The following is a 15,877-nucleotide window of genomic DNA, read 5'->3' as shown; positions in this document are numbered from 1 at the left end:
GCATGGCGAAGCACTTGTCTGCATCCTGCTGCGCTGCTAGGTTTAACGTCCCTTATGTTAAAGGATCGTCGTTTCATGGAGCACGTCAGCCTGTTTCTTTCAATGCTCGGTTTCTTGTGGGTCGCCGCCATTACACCTGGGCCCAATAATATGCTACTTACTGCCTCCGCAGCCAACTTTGGCGTATTACGCTCTATGTCGTTGATGCTGGGTATCATGATCGGTATGCAAAGCATACTGCTGTTGGTAGCACTGGGGTTGGGGAGCCTGATCCTGCTTTATCCCTCACTGCATCTGGCGCTGAAGCTACTGGGCAGTGTCTATCTGCTGTGGTTATCGTGGAAGATTGCCACGGCGGCTTACGAAAAGCTGGATACCGAAACGGCACCGCCGCGGCCGATTCCGTTGTATCAGGGTGGGTTGTTGCAGTTCCTCAACCCCAAAGCCTGGCTGATGTCGCTGGGCGCGGTCGCGGGGTTTAGCCTGTCTGGCGACGGCTATGTCGGGTCGGTGGTGGCTATCAGCGTGGCGATGGTGTGCGTTAATTTCGTGGCCGGGGTTATCTGGCTGGGATTTGGTGCGATGATCGGCCGCCTGCTGCAAAGTCCACGTGCCTGGAAGGTATTCAACCTCGCGATGGGGTTACTGACGGCAACCTGCGTGCTGATGATTTGGCATTAATCATCGTCAAGAGAATCTGAACGGAGGGCCACCGTATTGCGCCCGCCGTTCACTCAGGATGGTGCTTACCCCTGGGCTTCGGCGTCGCGCAGCAACTGTTCGAGTTGTTCCTGCGCATCCAGCCAGGCCATTTCGGTATTCTCCAGTTCGGCCTTCGTCGCGCTTTGTTTTTGCAAACAGTCGGTCAATTCGCTTTTGCGGCTAACGTCATATAACCCGCTGTCGGCAAGGCGCTCTTCTACCGCACTCAGTGTTGCCTGCAGCTTCTCCATCTGTTGTTCCAGTTGGGTTATCTGCTTACGCAGCGGTTGAGTCAGTGTGCGCAGTTCGGCGTCACGCCGTTTTTGATCTTTCCTCGACTGCGCGCTGTTGGCGGCGTTGTCTTTGGGGGCGGATTCTGCCGCGTTATCCTGCTTCTGGGCATCCAATAGCCACTGCTGGTAATCCTCCAGATCGCCGTCAAACGGCTCGACCTTGCCGTCGTGCACCAGATAGAGATCGTCGGTGGTGGATCGGATCAGGTGACGATCGTGCGATACCACCACCAGCGCGCCGTCGAAGTCGATCAACGCTTCGGTCAGCGCCTGGCGCATGTCGAGATCCAAATGGTTGGTCGGTTCGTCGAGTAGCAACAGGTTAGGGCGCTGCCAGACAATCAGCGCCAGCACCAGTCGCGCCTTTTCGCCGCCGGAAAAACGCTCGGTGCATTCGGTGACCTTGTCGCCCCGAAAGCCGAAACCGCCGAGATAATCACGCAGTTGCTGCTCGGTCTCGCGCTCTGCCAGTCGGGTCAGGTGCTGTAACGGTGATTCGTCGGGGCGCAAAAACTCCAACTGATGCTGGGCGAAATACCCCAGCCGTATGCCTTTGGCCAGGCCGATGTCGCCGCTAAACGGCTGAAGCTCGCCCGCCAGCAGTTTGATGAGCGTCGATTTACCGGCACCATTGTGGCCCAGTAAGCCGATGCGTGAGCCGGGCACCAGATTGAGTTTGATAGAATCGAGAATCAACCGGTCGCCGTAGCCCGCGCTGACTTTCTCCATTCGCAACAGTGGGTTGGGCAGCGCTTGCGGTTCACGAAAGCTGAAGCGGAACGGGTTGTCGACATGCGCCGGGGCGATAAGCTCCATGCGTTCGAGCATCTTGATGCGGCTTTGGGCCTGTTTGGCTTTACTGGCTTTGGCGCGAAAACGGTCGATATAGTGCTGCAGATGCGTGACCCGCTCCTGCTGGTGCTGGTACATCGCCTGTTGCTGGGCCAGACGGGTAGCGCGCTGTTGCTCGAACGAGGTGTAGTTGCCGGTGTACTCGAACAGGGTTTCCTGCTCGATATGCAGGATGCGGTTAGCGATCGGGTCAAGAAAATCCCGGTCGTGGGAGATGAGCACCAGCGTGCCAGGGTAGTTTTTCAGCCACTTTTCCAGCCAGATCACCGCATCCAGATCCAGGTGGTTGGTCGGTTCGTCAAGCAGCAGTAAGTCGGAGCGGCAAATCAGTGCCTGCGCCAGATTAAGGCGCATACGCCAGCCACCGGAGAAATCGCTGACGGATCGTTGTAACTGGTCTTGCTGAAACCCCAGCCCGTTAAGCAGGCTGGCGGCGCGGGATTGAATCGACCAGGCCTGAATCGCGTCCAGTTTGCCGTGCAGGGTGGCGATAGCGTTGCCGTCGTTACGGACGTTGGCCGCGTCGAGGTCGGCTTCCAACTGGCGAAACTCGCGGTCGCCGTCTATCACGTAATCAATAGCCGAGCGTGCCAGCGCCGGTGTTTCCTGATTAACCCATGCCAGTGCCCAATTTTGTGGAAAGGTGACGCTGCCGCCATCGGCGCTGATTTCCCCTTTCAGTAATGACAACAGGGTTGATTTGCCACAGCCGTTTTTACCCACCAGACCAACTTTCTGACCTGGGTTGATGGTGGCGGTGGCGTTGTCCAGCAGTACCCGTGTACCGCGTCGAATTTGCAAAGAGGAGAAAACAATCATAACGCGCCAAATGTTCAAATATGTTAAATTACCGATCGGGTATCAGGACTGCCGTGTCCTGTTGTATTGCACTACGCATGGTAGCCGAAAATACCTGCAATGACGACGCCCTGGAGGGGAATGATGTCGCAGCCACCAAAGATTTTGCTGCTGTTTGCCCATCCGGAATCTCAGGATTCGGTCGCGAATAAGCTGCTACTGCACTATGCCCGGCAACTTGGGCATGTCACGGTGCACGACCTGTATGCACACTATCCTGATTTTTTTATCGACATTCATCATGAGCAGCAGTTGCTGCGTGATCACCAACTGATTGTGTTCCAGCACCCGCTTTATACCTACAGTTGTCCGGCGTTGCTGAAAGAGTGGCTGGACAGGGTACTGACGCGTGGCTTCGCTAACGGGGTCGGCGGTAATGCGCTGGCTGGAAAATATTGGCGCTCGGTGGTCACGACCGGTGAGCCGCAAGATGCCTACCGCGCGTCGGGCGTGAACCGCTACTCAATGGATGAAGTCTTGCGGCCGTTTGAGATGACGGCAGCCATGTGCCACATGAATTGGTTATCGCCGCTGGTGATTTACTGGGCCCGGCGTTTGCCGCCTGATGTATTACGGGAACACGCTAAAGCCTACAGCGATTGGCTGGCGTCACCGTTTCCCCATGGGGATTACTAAACATGGAAACGTCTTCGTTATTGAACGCCGGGGTGTTGTTCCTGTTTGTCGCCGTGTTGATGGTGCCGATTGCCGCACGGCTGGGGATTGGTGCGGTGCTGGGCTACTTGCTGGCCGGTATCGCCATAGGCCCGTGGGGGCTGGGATTCATCCGTGATGTGGAAGCCATCCTGCATTTTTCCGAGCTGGGTGTGGTCTTCCTGATGTTTATCATTGGCCTGGAGCTGGACCCGGCCAAATTGTGGCGGCTGCGGCGGTCTATCTTCGGCACCGGTGCGGCGCAGGTCTTGCTGAGCGCGACGCTATTGGGTGGCGTGTTGTATCTGAGTCAGTTTTCCTGGCAGTCGGCGATGATCGGCGGCATTGGGCTGGCGATGTCTTCTACGGCTATCGCGTTACAGCTGATGCGGGAAAAAGGCATGCACCGTAACGAGGCCGGTCAGCTCGGCTTTTCCGTGCTGCTGTTTCAGGACCTGGCGGTTATCCCGGCGTTAGCGCTGATCCCGGTACTGGCGGGGGTACAAGGTGAACTGGATGACTGGCGACAGGTGGTGCTGAAGGTGGTGGCATTTGGCGGCATGCTGATTGGCGGCCGCTATCTGGTGCGCCCGCTGTTCCGGTTTATCGCCGCCTCCGGCGTGCGGGAGGTATTCACCGCCGCCGCGCTGTTGCTGGTGCTGGGGTCTGCGCTGTTTATGGATGCGCTGGGCCTGTCGATGGCGCTCGGCACGTTTATCGCCGGTGTGTTGCTGGCGGAGAGCGAATACCGCCATGAACTGGAAATCGCCATCGAGCCATTCAAAGGGTTGCTGTTGGGGCTGTTTTTCATCTCGGTCGGCATGTCGCTCAACCTTGGGATACTGTACGCCAATATCCTGATGGTGTTGACGGGCGTGGCGATTCTGGTGGTGGTGAAAGGGATTATTTTGTACCTGCTGGCATGGATGTACGGGCTGCGTTCCTCTGAACGACTGCAGTTTGCCGGTGTGCTCAGTCAGGGCGGTGAATTTGCTTTCGTGCTGTTTTCTTCTGCGGCGACGTATCGGGTACTGAAAGGGTCGCAACTGCCGTTGTTACTGGTGACGGTCACCCTGTCGATGATGTTGACGCCGCTGCTGATGACGCTGATCGACAAACTGTTATCGCGCCGCTTCAACCATCAGGAAGAGGTGGATGAAAAGCATTATGTTGAGAATGACCGGCCTCAGGTGATCGTGGTGGGGTTCGGGCGTTTTGGGCAGGTTGTCGCGCGTTTATTAATGGCCAACAAAATGCGCATCACGGTATTGGATCGTGATATCAGCGCGGTGCGACTGATGCGCTCCTATGGCTATAAAGTGTATTACGGTGACGCGACTCAGCTCGAATTACTGCGTGCCGCCGGGGCGGATCAGGCGCAATCTATCGTGATTACCTGTGTGAACCCAGAGCACTCCATGACAATTGTGCACTTGTGTCAGCAGCATTTCCCCCATCTGGAGATTCTGGCGCGTGCCCGCGGGCGTGTGGAAGCGCATGAACTGCTGCAGGCAGGTGTCACCCTGTTCACCCGCGAAACGTTTTCGAGTGCGCTGGAATTGGGGCGCAAAACGCTGATTACACTCGGTATGCACCCCCATCAGGCGTACCGGGCACAGCAACATTTTCGTCGGCTGGATATGCGTATGCTGCGTGAACTGATGCCGCAGCATAAAAGCGATGTGGCGCAGATTTCCCGCGTCAAAGAGGCCCGCCGCGAGCTTGAGGAGATCTTTGAGCGAGAAATGCAGCGTGAGCGGCGTCGACCGGATGACTGGGATGAGCACGACGACCATTAAGCAGGGACACGGTGTACAAGTTGTCTGTCGTAAGTGAATACAGACCTGATTAACCAGGAGTCGGAGAACAACTATGCGTAAACGCTTTATTGCCGGAGCGGTGTGTCCGAAGTGTCATTCACAGGATACGCTGGCGGTAGGACGCGAAGGCGATGACGAGGTCGTGGTGTGTGTGCACTGCGGGTATCAGCAAAGCCAGTCGGAAGCGCCACCCAAGGCCGCCACACCGCCCGCCGGTGAAATCATTGGCCTGTTTCGACCGGAATAGTCAGGCTGAAAGCCGCTGTAATGGCGGTGGGCGATGCACGGTACGCCGGTGGAACAGGTCTTCCAGACAGTTTTTTATCCCGGGCAATACATGGGGATGTTTTTCCGCTACAATTTGCGCAAATTGATTTCCAACGCTAGGAGATATCATGAAAGTAGCAAAAGACCTGGTGGTCAGCCTGGCTTATCAGGTTCGTACAGAAGATGGTGTATTAGTTGATGAGTCTCCGGTGAGCGCACCGCTGGACTATCTGCATGGTCACGGTTCGCTGATTTCCGGTTTGGAAAAAGCGCTGGAAGGCCGCGATGTGGGCGAGCGTTTTGACGTTAGCGTCGGTGCTAACGATGCCTACGGCGAATACGACGACAATCTGGTTCAGCGCGTACCGAAAGACGTATTTGTCGGTGTGGATGAGCTGCAGGTTGGTATGCGCTTCCTGGCTGATACCGATCAGGGTCCGGTACCGGTAGAAATTACCGAGGTGCAGGATGACCACGTTGTGGTTGACGGTAACCACATGCTGGCAGGCCAGAACCTGAAATTCAACGTGGAAGTGGTTGCTATCCGTGAAGCTACGGAAGAAGAACTGGCCCACGGCCATGTGCACGGTGCGCACGACCATGATCACGAAGGCTGCTGTGGTGGTCACGACCATGATCACGACGGTTGCTGCGGTGGCCACGGCCATGATCACGATCATGACCATGAAAAGGGTAAAGGCGGTTGCGGCGGCCACGGCGGTTGCGGTTGCCAGCACTGATATTTCCCTGTTTCAGAGAAAGCCGCGTGTGAACGCGGCTTTTTTTTTGCTATTTCCCCTCGTGGGTGGAGGGGGATTTTTCCCTGCCGCCGTCTGGCGGTTGTGGTGGCGCTGTCGAATGCGTTAGCGTTTGGTGCCCGTCTTTGTTGCCGGGTAGTCCGGCACAATCGGTGTTTTGCTTTTTTGTAATGACTGCATGAAGGCGTTGTTCAGGTGCAGATGCTGTTCCACCAGAGCCGGTGGCGTCAGTGCCAGCCATTGATTGAGCGAGATATCCGCATAGTGGTCGCTCTTAAACAACTCCAGAAAACGCAGTGGCGTCGTGCCGGTATTTTCCACGTAATGCCCCATCGCGAAGGGGACGTAGCCGACATCACCTGCACGAAAATCGAAGGTGCGCGCCTGCCCGGATGAGGCAAACACTCCCATCCGCCCTTCTCCTTCAAGATAGTATTGCCACTCGTCATTATTCGGATGCCAGTGCAGTTCTCGCATGGCGCCGGGCTCCAGTTCTACCAGTGCTGCCGCGATCGTTTTGGATACCTTGAACACCGACGAGTCGGTAATACGCACGGTACCGCCCTTGGTCTTGATGGGGGCCTGCGCCAGCATACGGTGGCTGAATGGGTTGACGACCTGACCTGCGCCGCCAAACGCGCCCTTGTCGATATTTCCCGGTACCGGCGCGGCAAAAATGTACTCGTCGGATGGGCTGGGCAGGTGGCTGAAGGTCTCCACCGGTACGCCGAAATTCTTCGCCAGCACGTCCGGCGGTATATGTTTAAACCAGTCACTCAGCAAAAAGGTACTGTCTTCATCGAAGTTACCGCTGTCAAAGGCTAACAGGAACTCACAGCCATCAGGCCCCAGGCCCTGAATCGAGTGTGGTACACCCGGTGGAAAATACCACAGGTCGCCGACGCCCAGATCATCAACAAACCAACGTCCTTCAGCGTCGATGGCGGTAATTCGAGCGTTACCATACAGCATGTAGGCCCATTCACCTTCTTTGTGCCAGTGTAGCTCGCGGATGCTACCTGCGTTGAGGCGCATATCCACACCGGCGATGGTGGTGGAGATACCCAGCTCGCGTTGCGTTACCTGACGTGTCCAGCCGCCGCTGCCTTTGCGTATATGGGCGTCGCTAAAAGAAAAACGCAGATTGGGTAAAGTCCCGTTATCGGTTAATGGCGGGTTGACCAGATCGGGGTTCTGCATTTGCCGCTGCCGGTTTTGCGGGCCGGGGTCGTTCCCTCCCAGGCCGTTCCCAGTCCATGGAATGGCGTTATCTTGTGCGTGTAGTTTCCCGGCGGCCAGTGCCACGGTTCCGCCAACGGTGAACGCCATAAAGTTTCGACGTGTTAATGCATTCATGAGCGACTCCTTGCTAAGTTAAATGTGATGTCATCATGTCATCGGATACCATTCGCAATGGCCTGCTCGTGATGTAGGCCGATGCAGTGCTATCTCGTCGCAGTCAGACATCCTGTATTTTTATAACAGCAGCTCACTTTCTCTGCGGGTGACTTGTAAGGAGTTGTTGGCAATAAATATAAATATTATTTATGTATTACCGGTGAGGAAGCATGGAAAAATGGCCGTGTTTGCTATCTGTTTCACTAATGTTTCGTTTTTGTTTCGCCGAATGAGCGTTCTGGCAAAAAAAGAGCGGGGATAGGGACGCGGTGTGGTAGTACCGGGCAGGGGATGCGTTGTAATGCTTGTTTACAGGTTGCGCAGTTGTCGCTTTACAGTGCAACGCCTCCCGAGGGAGGCGTTGAATCATATAGCGTTGAATAAGATGGTGTTGAACCATTCCGGTGAGAAAGGCGGATTACTCTTTCCCTACCAGCATGGCGTCCTGAGGAGCATTGTCTCGCTGGGCGCGGGTCATCAGGAAATAGCTGTAACCCATCAGCATCAGCACAATAAACAGGCCGCCAATGACCGGGTTGAACCACAGCATCGCGATGAGGCACACCACCGACAGCGCCAGTGCGATAGCCGGGATGACCGGATAACCCGGTGCCAGGAAGGTACGATGCAGCTCCGGTTCGCTGCGGCGTAAACGAAACAGGCTCAGCATACTCATCATGTACATCACGTTGGCCCCGAACACTGCCATCGTGATCATCGCGGCGGTCAGCGTCATTCCCTGCAGGTTGATCCAGCTATCGCTAAAGATGGTGGCGATGCCAATCACGCCGCCAGTCAGAATAGCGCGGTGCGGTGTCTGGAAGCGGGATAGCTTAGCCAGTCCGGCAGGTAAATAACCTGCCCGGGCCAGCGCGAAGAATTGACGCGAATACCCGAGGATAATGCCGTGGAAGCTGGCGATTAACCCGAACAGACCGATCCACACCAGCATGTGCATCCAGCCCGAGTTTGATCCCACTACGGCTTTCATCGCCTGCGGCAACGGGTCGTTGATGTTGGACAGCGTACGCCAGTCACCCACACCGCCTGCCATCACCATGACGCCGAGCGCCAGCACCACCAGCGTGATAATACCGCTGATGTAGGCTTTAGGAATGGTGCGTTGCGGGTCTTTGGCTTCTTCCGCCGCCATCGCCGCACCTTCAATCGCCAGAAAGAACCAGATAGCAAAGGGAATGGCGGCGAAGATGCCGGAAATGGCCGGGCTACCGAAATCACTACTACCGGCCCAGCCGTTGGCGACGAAGTGGCTGATGCTGAAACCGGGCGCGACCACCCCCATGAACACCAGTAATTCGATGACCGCCAGCACGGTGACGAACAGTTCAAACATCGCCGCCAGTTTCACGCCCAAAATATTCAGTGTCATAAAGATAAGGTAGGCGCCGGTGGCGGCGTAGCGCGGATCCAACGACGGATACTGCACATTGAGATAAGCGCCGATAGCCATCGCGATCGACGGCGGGGCAAACACGAACTCGATCAGGGTCGCCATACCGGCAATCAGGCCACCGGTTTCGCCAAAGGCGCGACGGCTATAAGCAAAGGGGCCGCCAGCATGAGGAATGGCGGTGGTCAGTTCGGTGAAGCTAAAAATAAAGCAGGTGTACATGGCGGCGATAATCAAGGTGGTGACGAGAAAGCCTAGCGTTCCCGCCACACCCCAGCCGTAACTCCAGCCGAAATACTCGCCGGAAATCACCAGGCCGACGGCAATCCCCCACAGATGAAGCGTACCCAGGGTGGGTTTTAACTGCGTGGGTTTTAGCTGCATTGTCATGACGGTCTCCCCTACACGTCGTGGGATGAAAATAGCGGCTTTTCATCACCTCTGTGTATAAAAATCATGTGGTTATAAAAATCACCGTGTCAGAAAGCGGTACGGTTGCGTACTGCGCCAGATATGTCCGGCAGGGTGGTACGCTTTCGATAATGCCGCCTGGGGTTCGTCGGCGACTTGACCTCTGCCCGTAGATTTTTGCGCTCTACGGTCAAACCGGGAGGGTTCGGCGGGGCGGTGTCGTGCAAGGTCAATTTGCGGCACTGTGACGTCAAGCATCATCGCGGGAGTGATCTCATTCTGATAGTCAGGCGGTGCCCTGTCCGCTGGACACCACCGGTTTGGCCCTCTTTGGATGAGATAACCCCTATGGCAGAGCAGGATATGGCAGAACAGTACGATACCCTTGATAACACCACGCTGGACCAGTTGGCCGCACTGGCTATGCAACGTTACCCATCAGCGCAACAGGGGCAGCTCAGCCTGTTGTGTCGTTCGGAAAACGCCACCTATCGGCTGAATGCCGGTGGTAAACGCTACGCGATGCGTATTCACCGTCCCGGCTATCATCAGCGTGAGGACATCGCCGGTGAACTGGCCTGGCTGGACGCGTTGCGTGAAGAAGGTATTACCGTGCCGCAGGCCCTGAACGGGTTGGATGGCGAAGCCGTGCAAACCGTGACGATGAGCGATGGTACGGTACGCAATGTGGTGCTGTTCCATTGGATTGACGGTGAGATGCCGACCACCGAGGTTGACGCCGCCGCTTTTGAACAACTGGGGATGATCACCGCCCGTTTGCATCAACACAGCCGTCGTTGGGAGCGCCCCACCGGTTTTCGTCGTCTGGTTTGGGACCATGACACCATGGTCGGGCCACAAGGGCACTGGGGGCGCTGGCAGGATGCGCCCAACCTGAAGGCGACGGATCACGGCGTCATCGAAGAAACGCTGGCACAGGTGCAGCAGGCGCTGACCCACTACGGTAAGGATCGCCAGCGTTATGGGTTGATCCACGCGGATTTACGGCTGACTAACCTGTTGCTGCAAAACGGCGAAACCCGGGTGATCGACTTTGATGATTGCGGCTTTAGCTGGTATCTGCACGATCTGGCAGCGGCAATCAGCTTTGTGGAGCATCACCCCAGCGCACCGTCATGGGTGGAAGGCTGGCTAGACGGTTACCAGAAAATTTGCCCACTGGGCGAGGCGGACCGGGCGGTGATCCCCTCGTTGCTGATCCAGCGGCGCATTCAGTTAATGGCCTGGGCGGGATCGCATAGTCAGACGGAGCAGGCGATCAGTTTGGGAACCGACTGGAGCGACCACACCGTGCGGTTATGTCGCCGTTATCTGGAGAACGTCGCACTGCCGGTGGGTGCCTGACTCTGACGTGGCGAACCGTGCACCATGATAGCGCACCACGGGATCGTCGTGGTGCTACTTTGCCTTTCGACGCGATAAAAATCAGTAACTTGTGAATGGTATGGAATTTGCAGGTTTACGATATTGAATCGGTTGTGTGAGGCAGGAATCATGGAAACCACGTCTTTTCGGTTACCGCCGGTGGCCGAGCTATCCGGACATCGGGGGGTTCTGGCGGCGGCGGCATCAGGTCTGACCGATTTTATCGGTGAAAAAGGCGGCGATGCGGATCGCATTCTCGGTATCAGCGGTATCAACCCGGAAATGCTGGCCTGCCCGACGCTTAGCGTCGGACTGGTCAATTATTGCCGGGTACTGGAGGAGGCGGCCCGTTATTCGGACTGTGATAATTTCGGGCTGCATTACGGCCGACAGTTCAAACCGCAGGCGTTGGGGTTGATAGGCTATGTTGGGTTATGCAGTGCCACTCTGGAGCAGGCATTGCATAACGTAGTCAATGCCTTCCCTTTTCATCAGCACGATACCTTGATTCGTCTGGTGGACAAAGGCGACTGCTGGCGCTTTGACTATCAGGTGCGTCACGGCGCTATCCTGCATTGTCGGCAGGATGCCGAGCTGACATTGGGGATGATATTAAACCTGATTCGTCATGCGGCAGGCAAAAACTGGGCACCGCGGGAGGTCCATTTTGAACATCCCCGCCCCGAGCAGTGGCATGAACACTGTAAAGTGTTTGACGCACCGGTGTATTTCGACCAGCCGTTCAACTCCCTGCTGATCCCCAAGCGTGATGTGACGCGGTCTATGCCGGACAATGATCCGCTGTTGCTGCTGGTGGTGCAGGACGCGTTGCGTCGGCTTAACAACGACGCCCCCCAGCAGAGCGTAGTGGAACTGGCGCGCGCCCGGCTGCGTCAGGTGTTGTCGCAGGGGGAACCGTCGCTGGACGAGGTGGCGGAGAGCATTGGGTTATCGAGCTGGTCGCTACAGCGTCGCTTGAAAGACGAAGGCATCACCTTCACCCAATTGGTGGAAAAGGTGCGCTGCGAAATGGCGACACACTATTTGCAGCAACGCCAGCTGTCGATTTCCGAGATGGCATTCCTGCTGGGCTACTCCGAGGTGAGCGCGTTTTCCCGCGCCTTCCGCCGCTGGTTTGGCATCAGCCCACGGCAGTGGCGCAAGGCATAACACGCTGGTGGTTATCGGGTTTGCCGGTATTAATAATGCGGCGGCGGTGTTTCTTCCGACTGTGAGGCAATCATGGAAGGGGCCGTCGCCCGCAGTTTGTCGGTGAGCAGCCGTAATTGTTCGCGTAACCGGGCCATTTCCAGTTCATGGTGCACGACGGTCTGGTTCAATTCCTCTATCGTTATCTCCTGAAAAGCCAGTCGGCTTTCCAGCAATTCGAGCCGTTGTTCCAGTGGTGACAGTGACATCATTTTTCCTCCCGTGCAGTGAGTGCAAAGTGTGTCAGAAAGCGGAAAGTTCTGGTAGTAAAACCCTACGCCATCGGGCGTAAATCCTGGTATTCAGAATTTTTCGCTATCTGGTGCGGCGTGTCGTTGTATTGTCTTTGCACGCAACGTTATAGTAGCTGGCGAAATGTTAATGTTGCCGGGGCATGGTGCTCCGAATGTTGGAGAGATGGATGAAATCACTGTTTAAAGTCACACTGCTGACGGCGGCCATGGGACTGGCGCTGAGTACGGGTGTTATGGCGGCGGATGCGGCCAAGACCACTGATGCAGCGGCTACCGCTCCTGCGGCAGCGGACACAGCGAAAGCAGCGGCAGGTCAATTTAAGAGCGATGAAGAAGCCGCCGCGTATGCGCTGGGCGCCTCTTTGGGTCGCTACATGGACAACTCCCTGAAAGAGCAGGAAAAACTGGGTATCAAACTGGATAAACAACAGTTGATCCAGGGGGTTCAGGACGCGTTTGCTGACAAGAGCAAATTGTCTGACGAAGAAATAGAGAAAACCCTGCAGTCGTTTGAAGGCCGCGTGAAAGAAGCGGCTCAGGCAAAAATGCAGCAGGACGCTAAAGACAATGCGGATAAAGGCACCAAATTCCGTGATGCCTTCGCCAAAGAAAAAGGCGTGAAGAAAACTGAATCCGGCCTGCTTTATCAGGTAGATAAGGAAGGGACCGGCGCAGCACCTAAAGACAGCGATACTGTAGTGGTGAACTACAAGGGTACGCTGGTTGATGGCACCGAGTTCGATAACTCCTACAAACGCGGCGAGCCGCTGTCTTTCCGTCTGGATGGCGTTATCCCGGGCTGGACTGAAGGCCTCAAGCACGTGAAGAAAGGCGGTAAGATCAAGCTGGTTATCCCACCGGCATTGGCTTACGGCGAAGCGGGCGTTCCGGGGATCCCGGCTAACTCTACGCTGGTGTTCGACGTCGAACTGCTGGATATCAAGTCAGATGCCGACGCGAAAGGCGCTGCTGCACCGAAAGCAGAAAAACCGGCTGACGACAAAGCGAAGAAAGCCGCTCAGTAATGCCTTGTACGCCGCTAGTTTGGGGCGTGTAAACTGGTTTCGATACCGCCCGTGCGTCTGCACAGGCGGTATTTTTTTGCGCCAGACCAAACCTGTGGTGCGCGTTATCCTGTACTTCCGCCCCCCGCATGGCTGTAATCAGTACACCGCGATACTGGAGTCGGCACGTGGCTCTGTCCCGCCGCACAGCACGCCGCTGGTGGGATGACGTACGATAATCTGCCCACGGCCGTAGTCGACGGAGTCACAGTCGATTTGTAACTGATGACCCGCTTGCAGCAGACTCAACGCCAGAGAGCGCGGGGCATTTTGCTCAATGCCGACTTTCATGCCACCCAGCCATTGCCAGCGCGGCGCATCCAGCGCGGCCTGTGGATTCAGATTAAAATCAATCAGGTTCATCGCCATTTGTACATGCCCTTGAGGTTGCATGTAGCCACCCATCACGCCGAATGGCCCCACCGCCTGACCATTCTTACTGATAAAACCGGGAATGATGGTGTGGAAGGTTTTCTTACCGGGTTGCAGGCAATTTGCATGATGAGGGTCGAGGCTGAATTCGGAGCCGCGATTTTGCAGTGCAATGCCGCTATCAGGCAGCACCACGCCAGAGCCGAAACCGTGGTAGGCGCTCTGGATGAACGACACCATGTTGCCGTCGGCATCGGCGGTAGCAAGGTATACCGTACCGCTGGCGTGTGGGTCGCCGTGGCGTGGTGGTTGCGCCTGCTCGGTGATTTCCACCCGACGCTGTGCCGCGTAACGTGGCGACAATAACGAGGCGGCGCTGGTTCGCATCTGTTCCGGGTCGGTGATGTAGTGCAGACCATCGGCGTAGGCCATTTTTAATGCTTCTAGCTGACGGTGCCAGGTCTGGTGGCTGTCGCGCTGATCGAAGCTGAAACCTTGTAGAATATTGAGCGTCATCAGCGCAATCAGCCCCTGGCCGCTGGGTGGAATTTCCCAAATGTCATAGCCACGGTAGTTGAGGCGAATCGGCTCTACCCAGCCTGGTTGATAGCGGTTCAAATCCGCCAGCGTCAGGTAACCGCCGGTGGACTGGGCGAAGTCTGCCAGCCGTTGCGCCAGCGCGCCCCGGTAGAAACTCTCGCACTGGGTTTCGGCCAGTTCCTGTAACGTCTTCGCCTGTGCTGGATTACGAAACAGTTCGCCGGCAGCCGGAGCCTGACCATAATTAAGGTAAGTATCGAACCAGGCATCGAAAATCGGCAGGCGGTGGCGTTGATAAAGCCGGTGTGCTTCCTGCCATTGATAGGCCACCATCGGCGACACCGGAAAGCCATCCCGGGCGAGCTGGATAGCCGGTTGCAGCAGATCGGCAAACGGCAGTGTGCCAAACCGGCGTGACAGTTCTGCCCAGGCTGCCGGGCAACCGGGAACCGTCACCGGCTCCCAGCCGTACAGCGGCATGGCGGTGTGGCCGCGAGAAGTGACAGACTCAATACTGAGTGCGGCAGGGGCGTAGCCGCTGGCGTCCAGCCCGTGTAGGGTGTCTTTCACCCACACCAGTGCGAAAGCATCGCCGCCGATGGCGCAGCCGGTGGGTTCCACCACCGTCAGCGCTGCGGCGGTGGCGATAGCGGCATCAATGGCATTGCCGCCCCGACGAATCATCTCAATGCCGACTTCGGCCGCCAGCGGTTGCGAGGTAGCGACCATTCCCCGTTTTGCAAAAACGCACTGGCGCTGTGACGCGTAAGGGTAGTGGTGGGTGGAAAAGTTCAGCATAGGATTTCCTTAACGAGATTTCCTTAATGAGATTTTCTTAACAAGAGAATCAGCGTACCCGGCTGAGAAATTCACCGGTACGCGGATGCACGGGATGACTGAACACCTGCTCCGGTGAGCCTTGTTCGATGAGTTCCCCCTGATGGAGCACCACCACCTGATCCGCCACTTCACGGGCAAATCCCATTTCATGTGTGACGATAACCATAGTCATACCGTCCTGAGCCAGCTCTTTCATGACGGCCAGCACTTCGCCCACCATTTCCGGGTCGAGTGCGCTGGTGGGTTCATCAAACAACATCGCTTGTGGTTTCATCGCCAGCGAACGGGCGATCGCCACCCGTTGCTGCTGCCCGCCTGATAACTGAGAGGGGTAGAAGTCCACTTTTTCCTGCAAACCGACGCGTGCCAGCAGGTTGTAGGCATCGGCTACCGCCGTTTCGTGCGACACGCCCAGTACCTGCGTTGGCGCTTCAATAATGTTTTCCAACACCGTCATGTGCGGGAAGAGGTTGAAGCGCTGAAACACCATGCCGACATCGCGGCGGCGGCGGGCAATATTGGTTTCCGTATCGCGCGTCAGGCTGCCATCCGGGCGCTGGCGAAAGCCTATCAGCTCACCGTTGATACGAATGGTGCCGGACTGAATATCCTCAAGGCAGTTGATACAGCGGATGAAGGTGGTCTTGCCGGAACCCGACGCGCCAATCAGCACCACCACTTCTCCCCGGTGGACATCCAGTGACACGCCTTTGAGGATAGGTTGGTCACCGAAAGATTTGTGGATATCCCGGGCGGAAATAACGATATCTTGTTGGTGGCAGGACATA

14 protein-coding genes are annotated in these 15,877 nt (G+C 56.5%); 8 read left to right on the top strand and 6 right to left on the bottom strand.

Going from position 1 to position 15,877, the window contains the following annotated elements:
• Positions 1-75: 75 nt before the first annotated feature.
• On the top strand, positions 76-681 hold the full coding sequence (locus DZE2538_RS17745; protein ID WP_038916891.1) for a LysE family translocator: 606 nt from the start codon (positions 76-78) through the stop codon (positions 679-681).
• A 65-nt stretch (positions 682-746) separates the two neighbouring features.
• Here the strand turns inward: DZE2538_RS17745 and DZE2538_RS17740 are convergent, their stop codons facing one another.
• The gene (locus tag DZE2538_RS17740) at positions 747-2,666 is read right to left on the bottom strand and encodes an ABC transporter ATP-binding protein (RefSeq protein ID WP_038916890.1); all 1,920 of its coding nucleotides are present in this window, start codon (positions 2,664-2,666) and stop codon (positions 747-749) included.
• A 123-nt stretch (positions 2,667-2,789) separates the two neighbouring features.
• Here DZE2538_RS17740 and kefG point away from each other — a divergent pair, with 123 nt between their 5' ends.
• From kefG to slyD, 4 genes are all read left to right on the top strand, one after another.
• Positions 2,790-3,341, top strand: coding sequence for a glutathione-regulated potassium-efflux system ancillary protein KefG (gene kefG / locus DZE2538_RS17735; RefSeq protein ID WP_023640881.1), 552 nt, complete (start codon positions 2,790-2,792; stop codon positions 3,339-3,341).
• A 2-nt stretch (positions 3,342-3,343) separates the two neighbouring features.
• A complete protein-coding gene (gene kefB, locus DZE2538_RS17730) occupies positions 3,344-5,158 on the top strand; it encodes a glutathione-regulated potassium-efflux system protein KefB (RefSeq protein ID WP_038916889.1) in 1,815 nt (604 codons plus the stop codon).
• 73 nt (positions 5,159-5,231) lie between these two features.
• Positions 5,232-5,426 carry a YheV family putative zinc ribbon protein gene (locus DZE2538_RS17725; protein ID WP_016942987.1) on the top strand — a complete coding sequence of 65 codons (195 nt, stop codon included), beginning with the start codon at positions 5,232-5,234 and terminating at the stop codon, positions 5,424-5,426.
• 148 nt (positions 5,427-5,574) lie between these two features.
• Positions 5,575-6,186: a peptidylprolyl isomerase gene (slyD, locus tag DZE2538_RS17720; protein ID WP_019845185.1), complete on the top strand. Its 612-nt coding sequence runs from the start codon at positions 5,575-5,577 to the stop codon at positions 6,184-6,186.
• A gap of 123 nt (positions 6,187-6,309) precedes the next feature.
• Here slyD and DZE2538_RS17715 read toward each other — a convergent pair whose 3' ends face one another.
• Together DZE2538_RS17715 and eat are read right to left on the bottom strand one after the other, a co-directional pair.
• Positions 6,310-7,560, bottom strand: a complete 1,251-nt coding sequence (locus DZE2538_RS17715; protein WP_038914718.1) for an oxalate decarboxylase family bicupin — start codon at positions 7,558-7,560, stop codon at positions 6,310-6,312.
• Between the two features lie 460 nt (positions 7,561-8,020).
• Complete coding sequence (gene eat / locus DZE2538_RS17710; RefSeq protein WP_038916888.1) at positions 8,021-9,403, bottom strand: ethanolamine permease; 1,383 nt, start codon at positions 9,401-9,403, stop codon at positions 8,021-8,023.
• A gap of 369 nt (positions 9,404-9,772) precedes the next feature.
• On the opposite strand from eat, the gene DZE2538_RS17705 reads away from it, so the two are divergent.
• Complete coding sequence (locus DZE2538_RS17705) at positions 9,773-10,789, top strand: phosphotransferase enzyme family protein (protein ID WP_038916887.1); 1,017 nt, start codon at positions 9,773-9,775, stop codon at positions 10,787-10,789.
• Positions 10,790-10,939: 150 nt separating this feature from the next.
• Positions 10,940-11,980: an AraC-like transcriptional regulator QhpR gene (gene qhpR, locus DZE2538_RS17700; RefSeq protein WP_016942992.1), complete on the top strand. Its 1,041-nt coding sequence runs from the start codon at positions 10,940-10,942 to the stop codon at positions 11,978-11,980.
• A gap of 29 nt (positions 11,981-12,009) precedes the next feature.
• On the opposite strand, the gene DZE2538_RS17695 is transcribed toward qhpR, so the two are convergent.
• Positions 12,010-12,228, bottom strand: a complete 219-nt coding sequence (locus tag DZE2538_RS17695; RefSeq protein WP_023640877.1) for a protein SlyX — start codon at positions 12,226-12,228, stop codon at positions 12,010-12,012.
• 212 nt (positions 12,229-12,440) lie between these two features.
• Between DZE2538_RS17695 and fkpA the strand changes: the two genes are divergently transcribed.
• Positions 12,441-13,298: an FKBP-type peptidyl-prolyl cis-trans isomerase gene (gene fkpA / locus DZE2538_RS17690; RefSeq protein ID WP_019845190.1), complete on the top strand. Its 858-nt coding sequence runs from the start codon at positions 12,441-12,443 to the stop codon at positions 13,296-13,298.
• Positions 13,299-13,436: 138 nt separating this feature from the next.
• Here fkpA and DZE2538_RS17685 read toward each other — a convergent pair whose 3' ends face one another.
• The gene (locus tag DZE2538_RS17685; protein ID WP_038916886.1) at positions 13,437-15,047 is read right to left on the bottom strand and encodes a gamma-glutamyltransferase family protein; all 1,611 of its coding nucleotides are present in this window, start codon (positions 15,045-15,047) and stop codon (positions 13,437-13,439) included.
• Positions 15,048-15,096: 49 nt separating this feature from the next.
• Positions 15,097-15,876 (bottom strand): amino acid ABC transporter ATP-binding protein, encoded by a 780-nt coding sequence (locus DZE2538_RS17680; protein ID WP_038916885.1) that lies wholly within the window; start codon positions 15,874-15,876, stop codon positions 15,097-15,099.
• Between the last annotated feature and the right edge of the window lies 1 nt (position 15,877).

Origin of the sequence: Dickeya zeae NCPPB 2538, assembly GCF_000406165.1 — a bacterium.
In the GTDB taxonomy this organism is placed as follows: Bacteria; Pseudomonadota; Gammaproteobacteria; order Enterobacterales; family Enterobacteriaceae; genus Dickeya; species Dickeya zeae.
The sequence above is the reverse complement of the archived record's forward strand: the minus strand, read 5'-3'. Positions and strand labels throughout refer to the sequence as shown.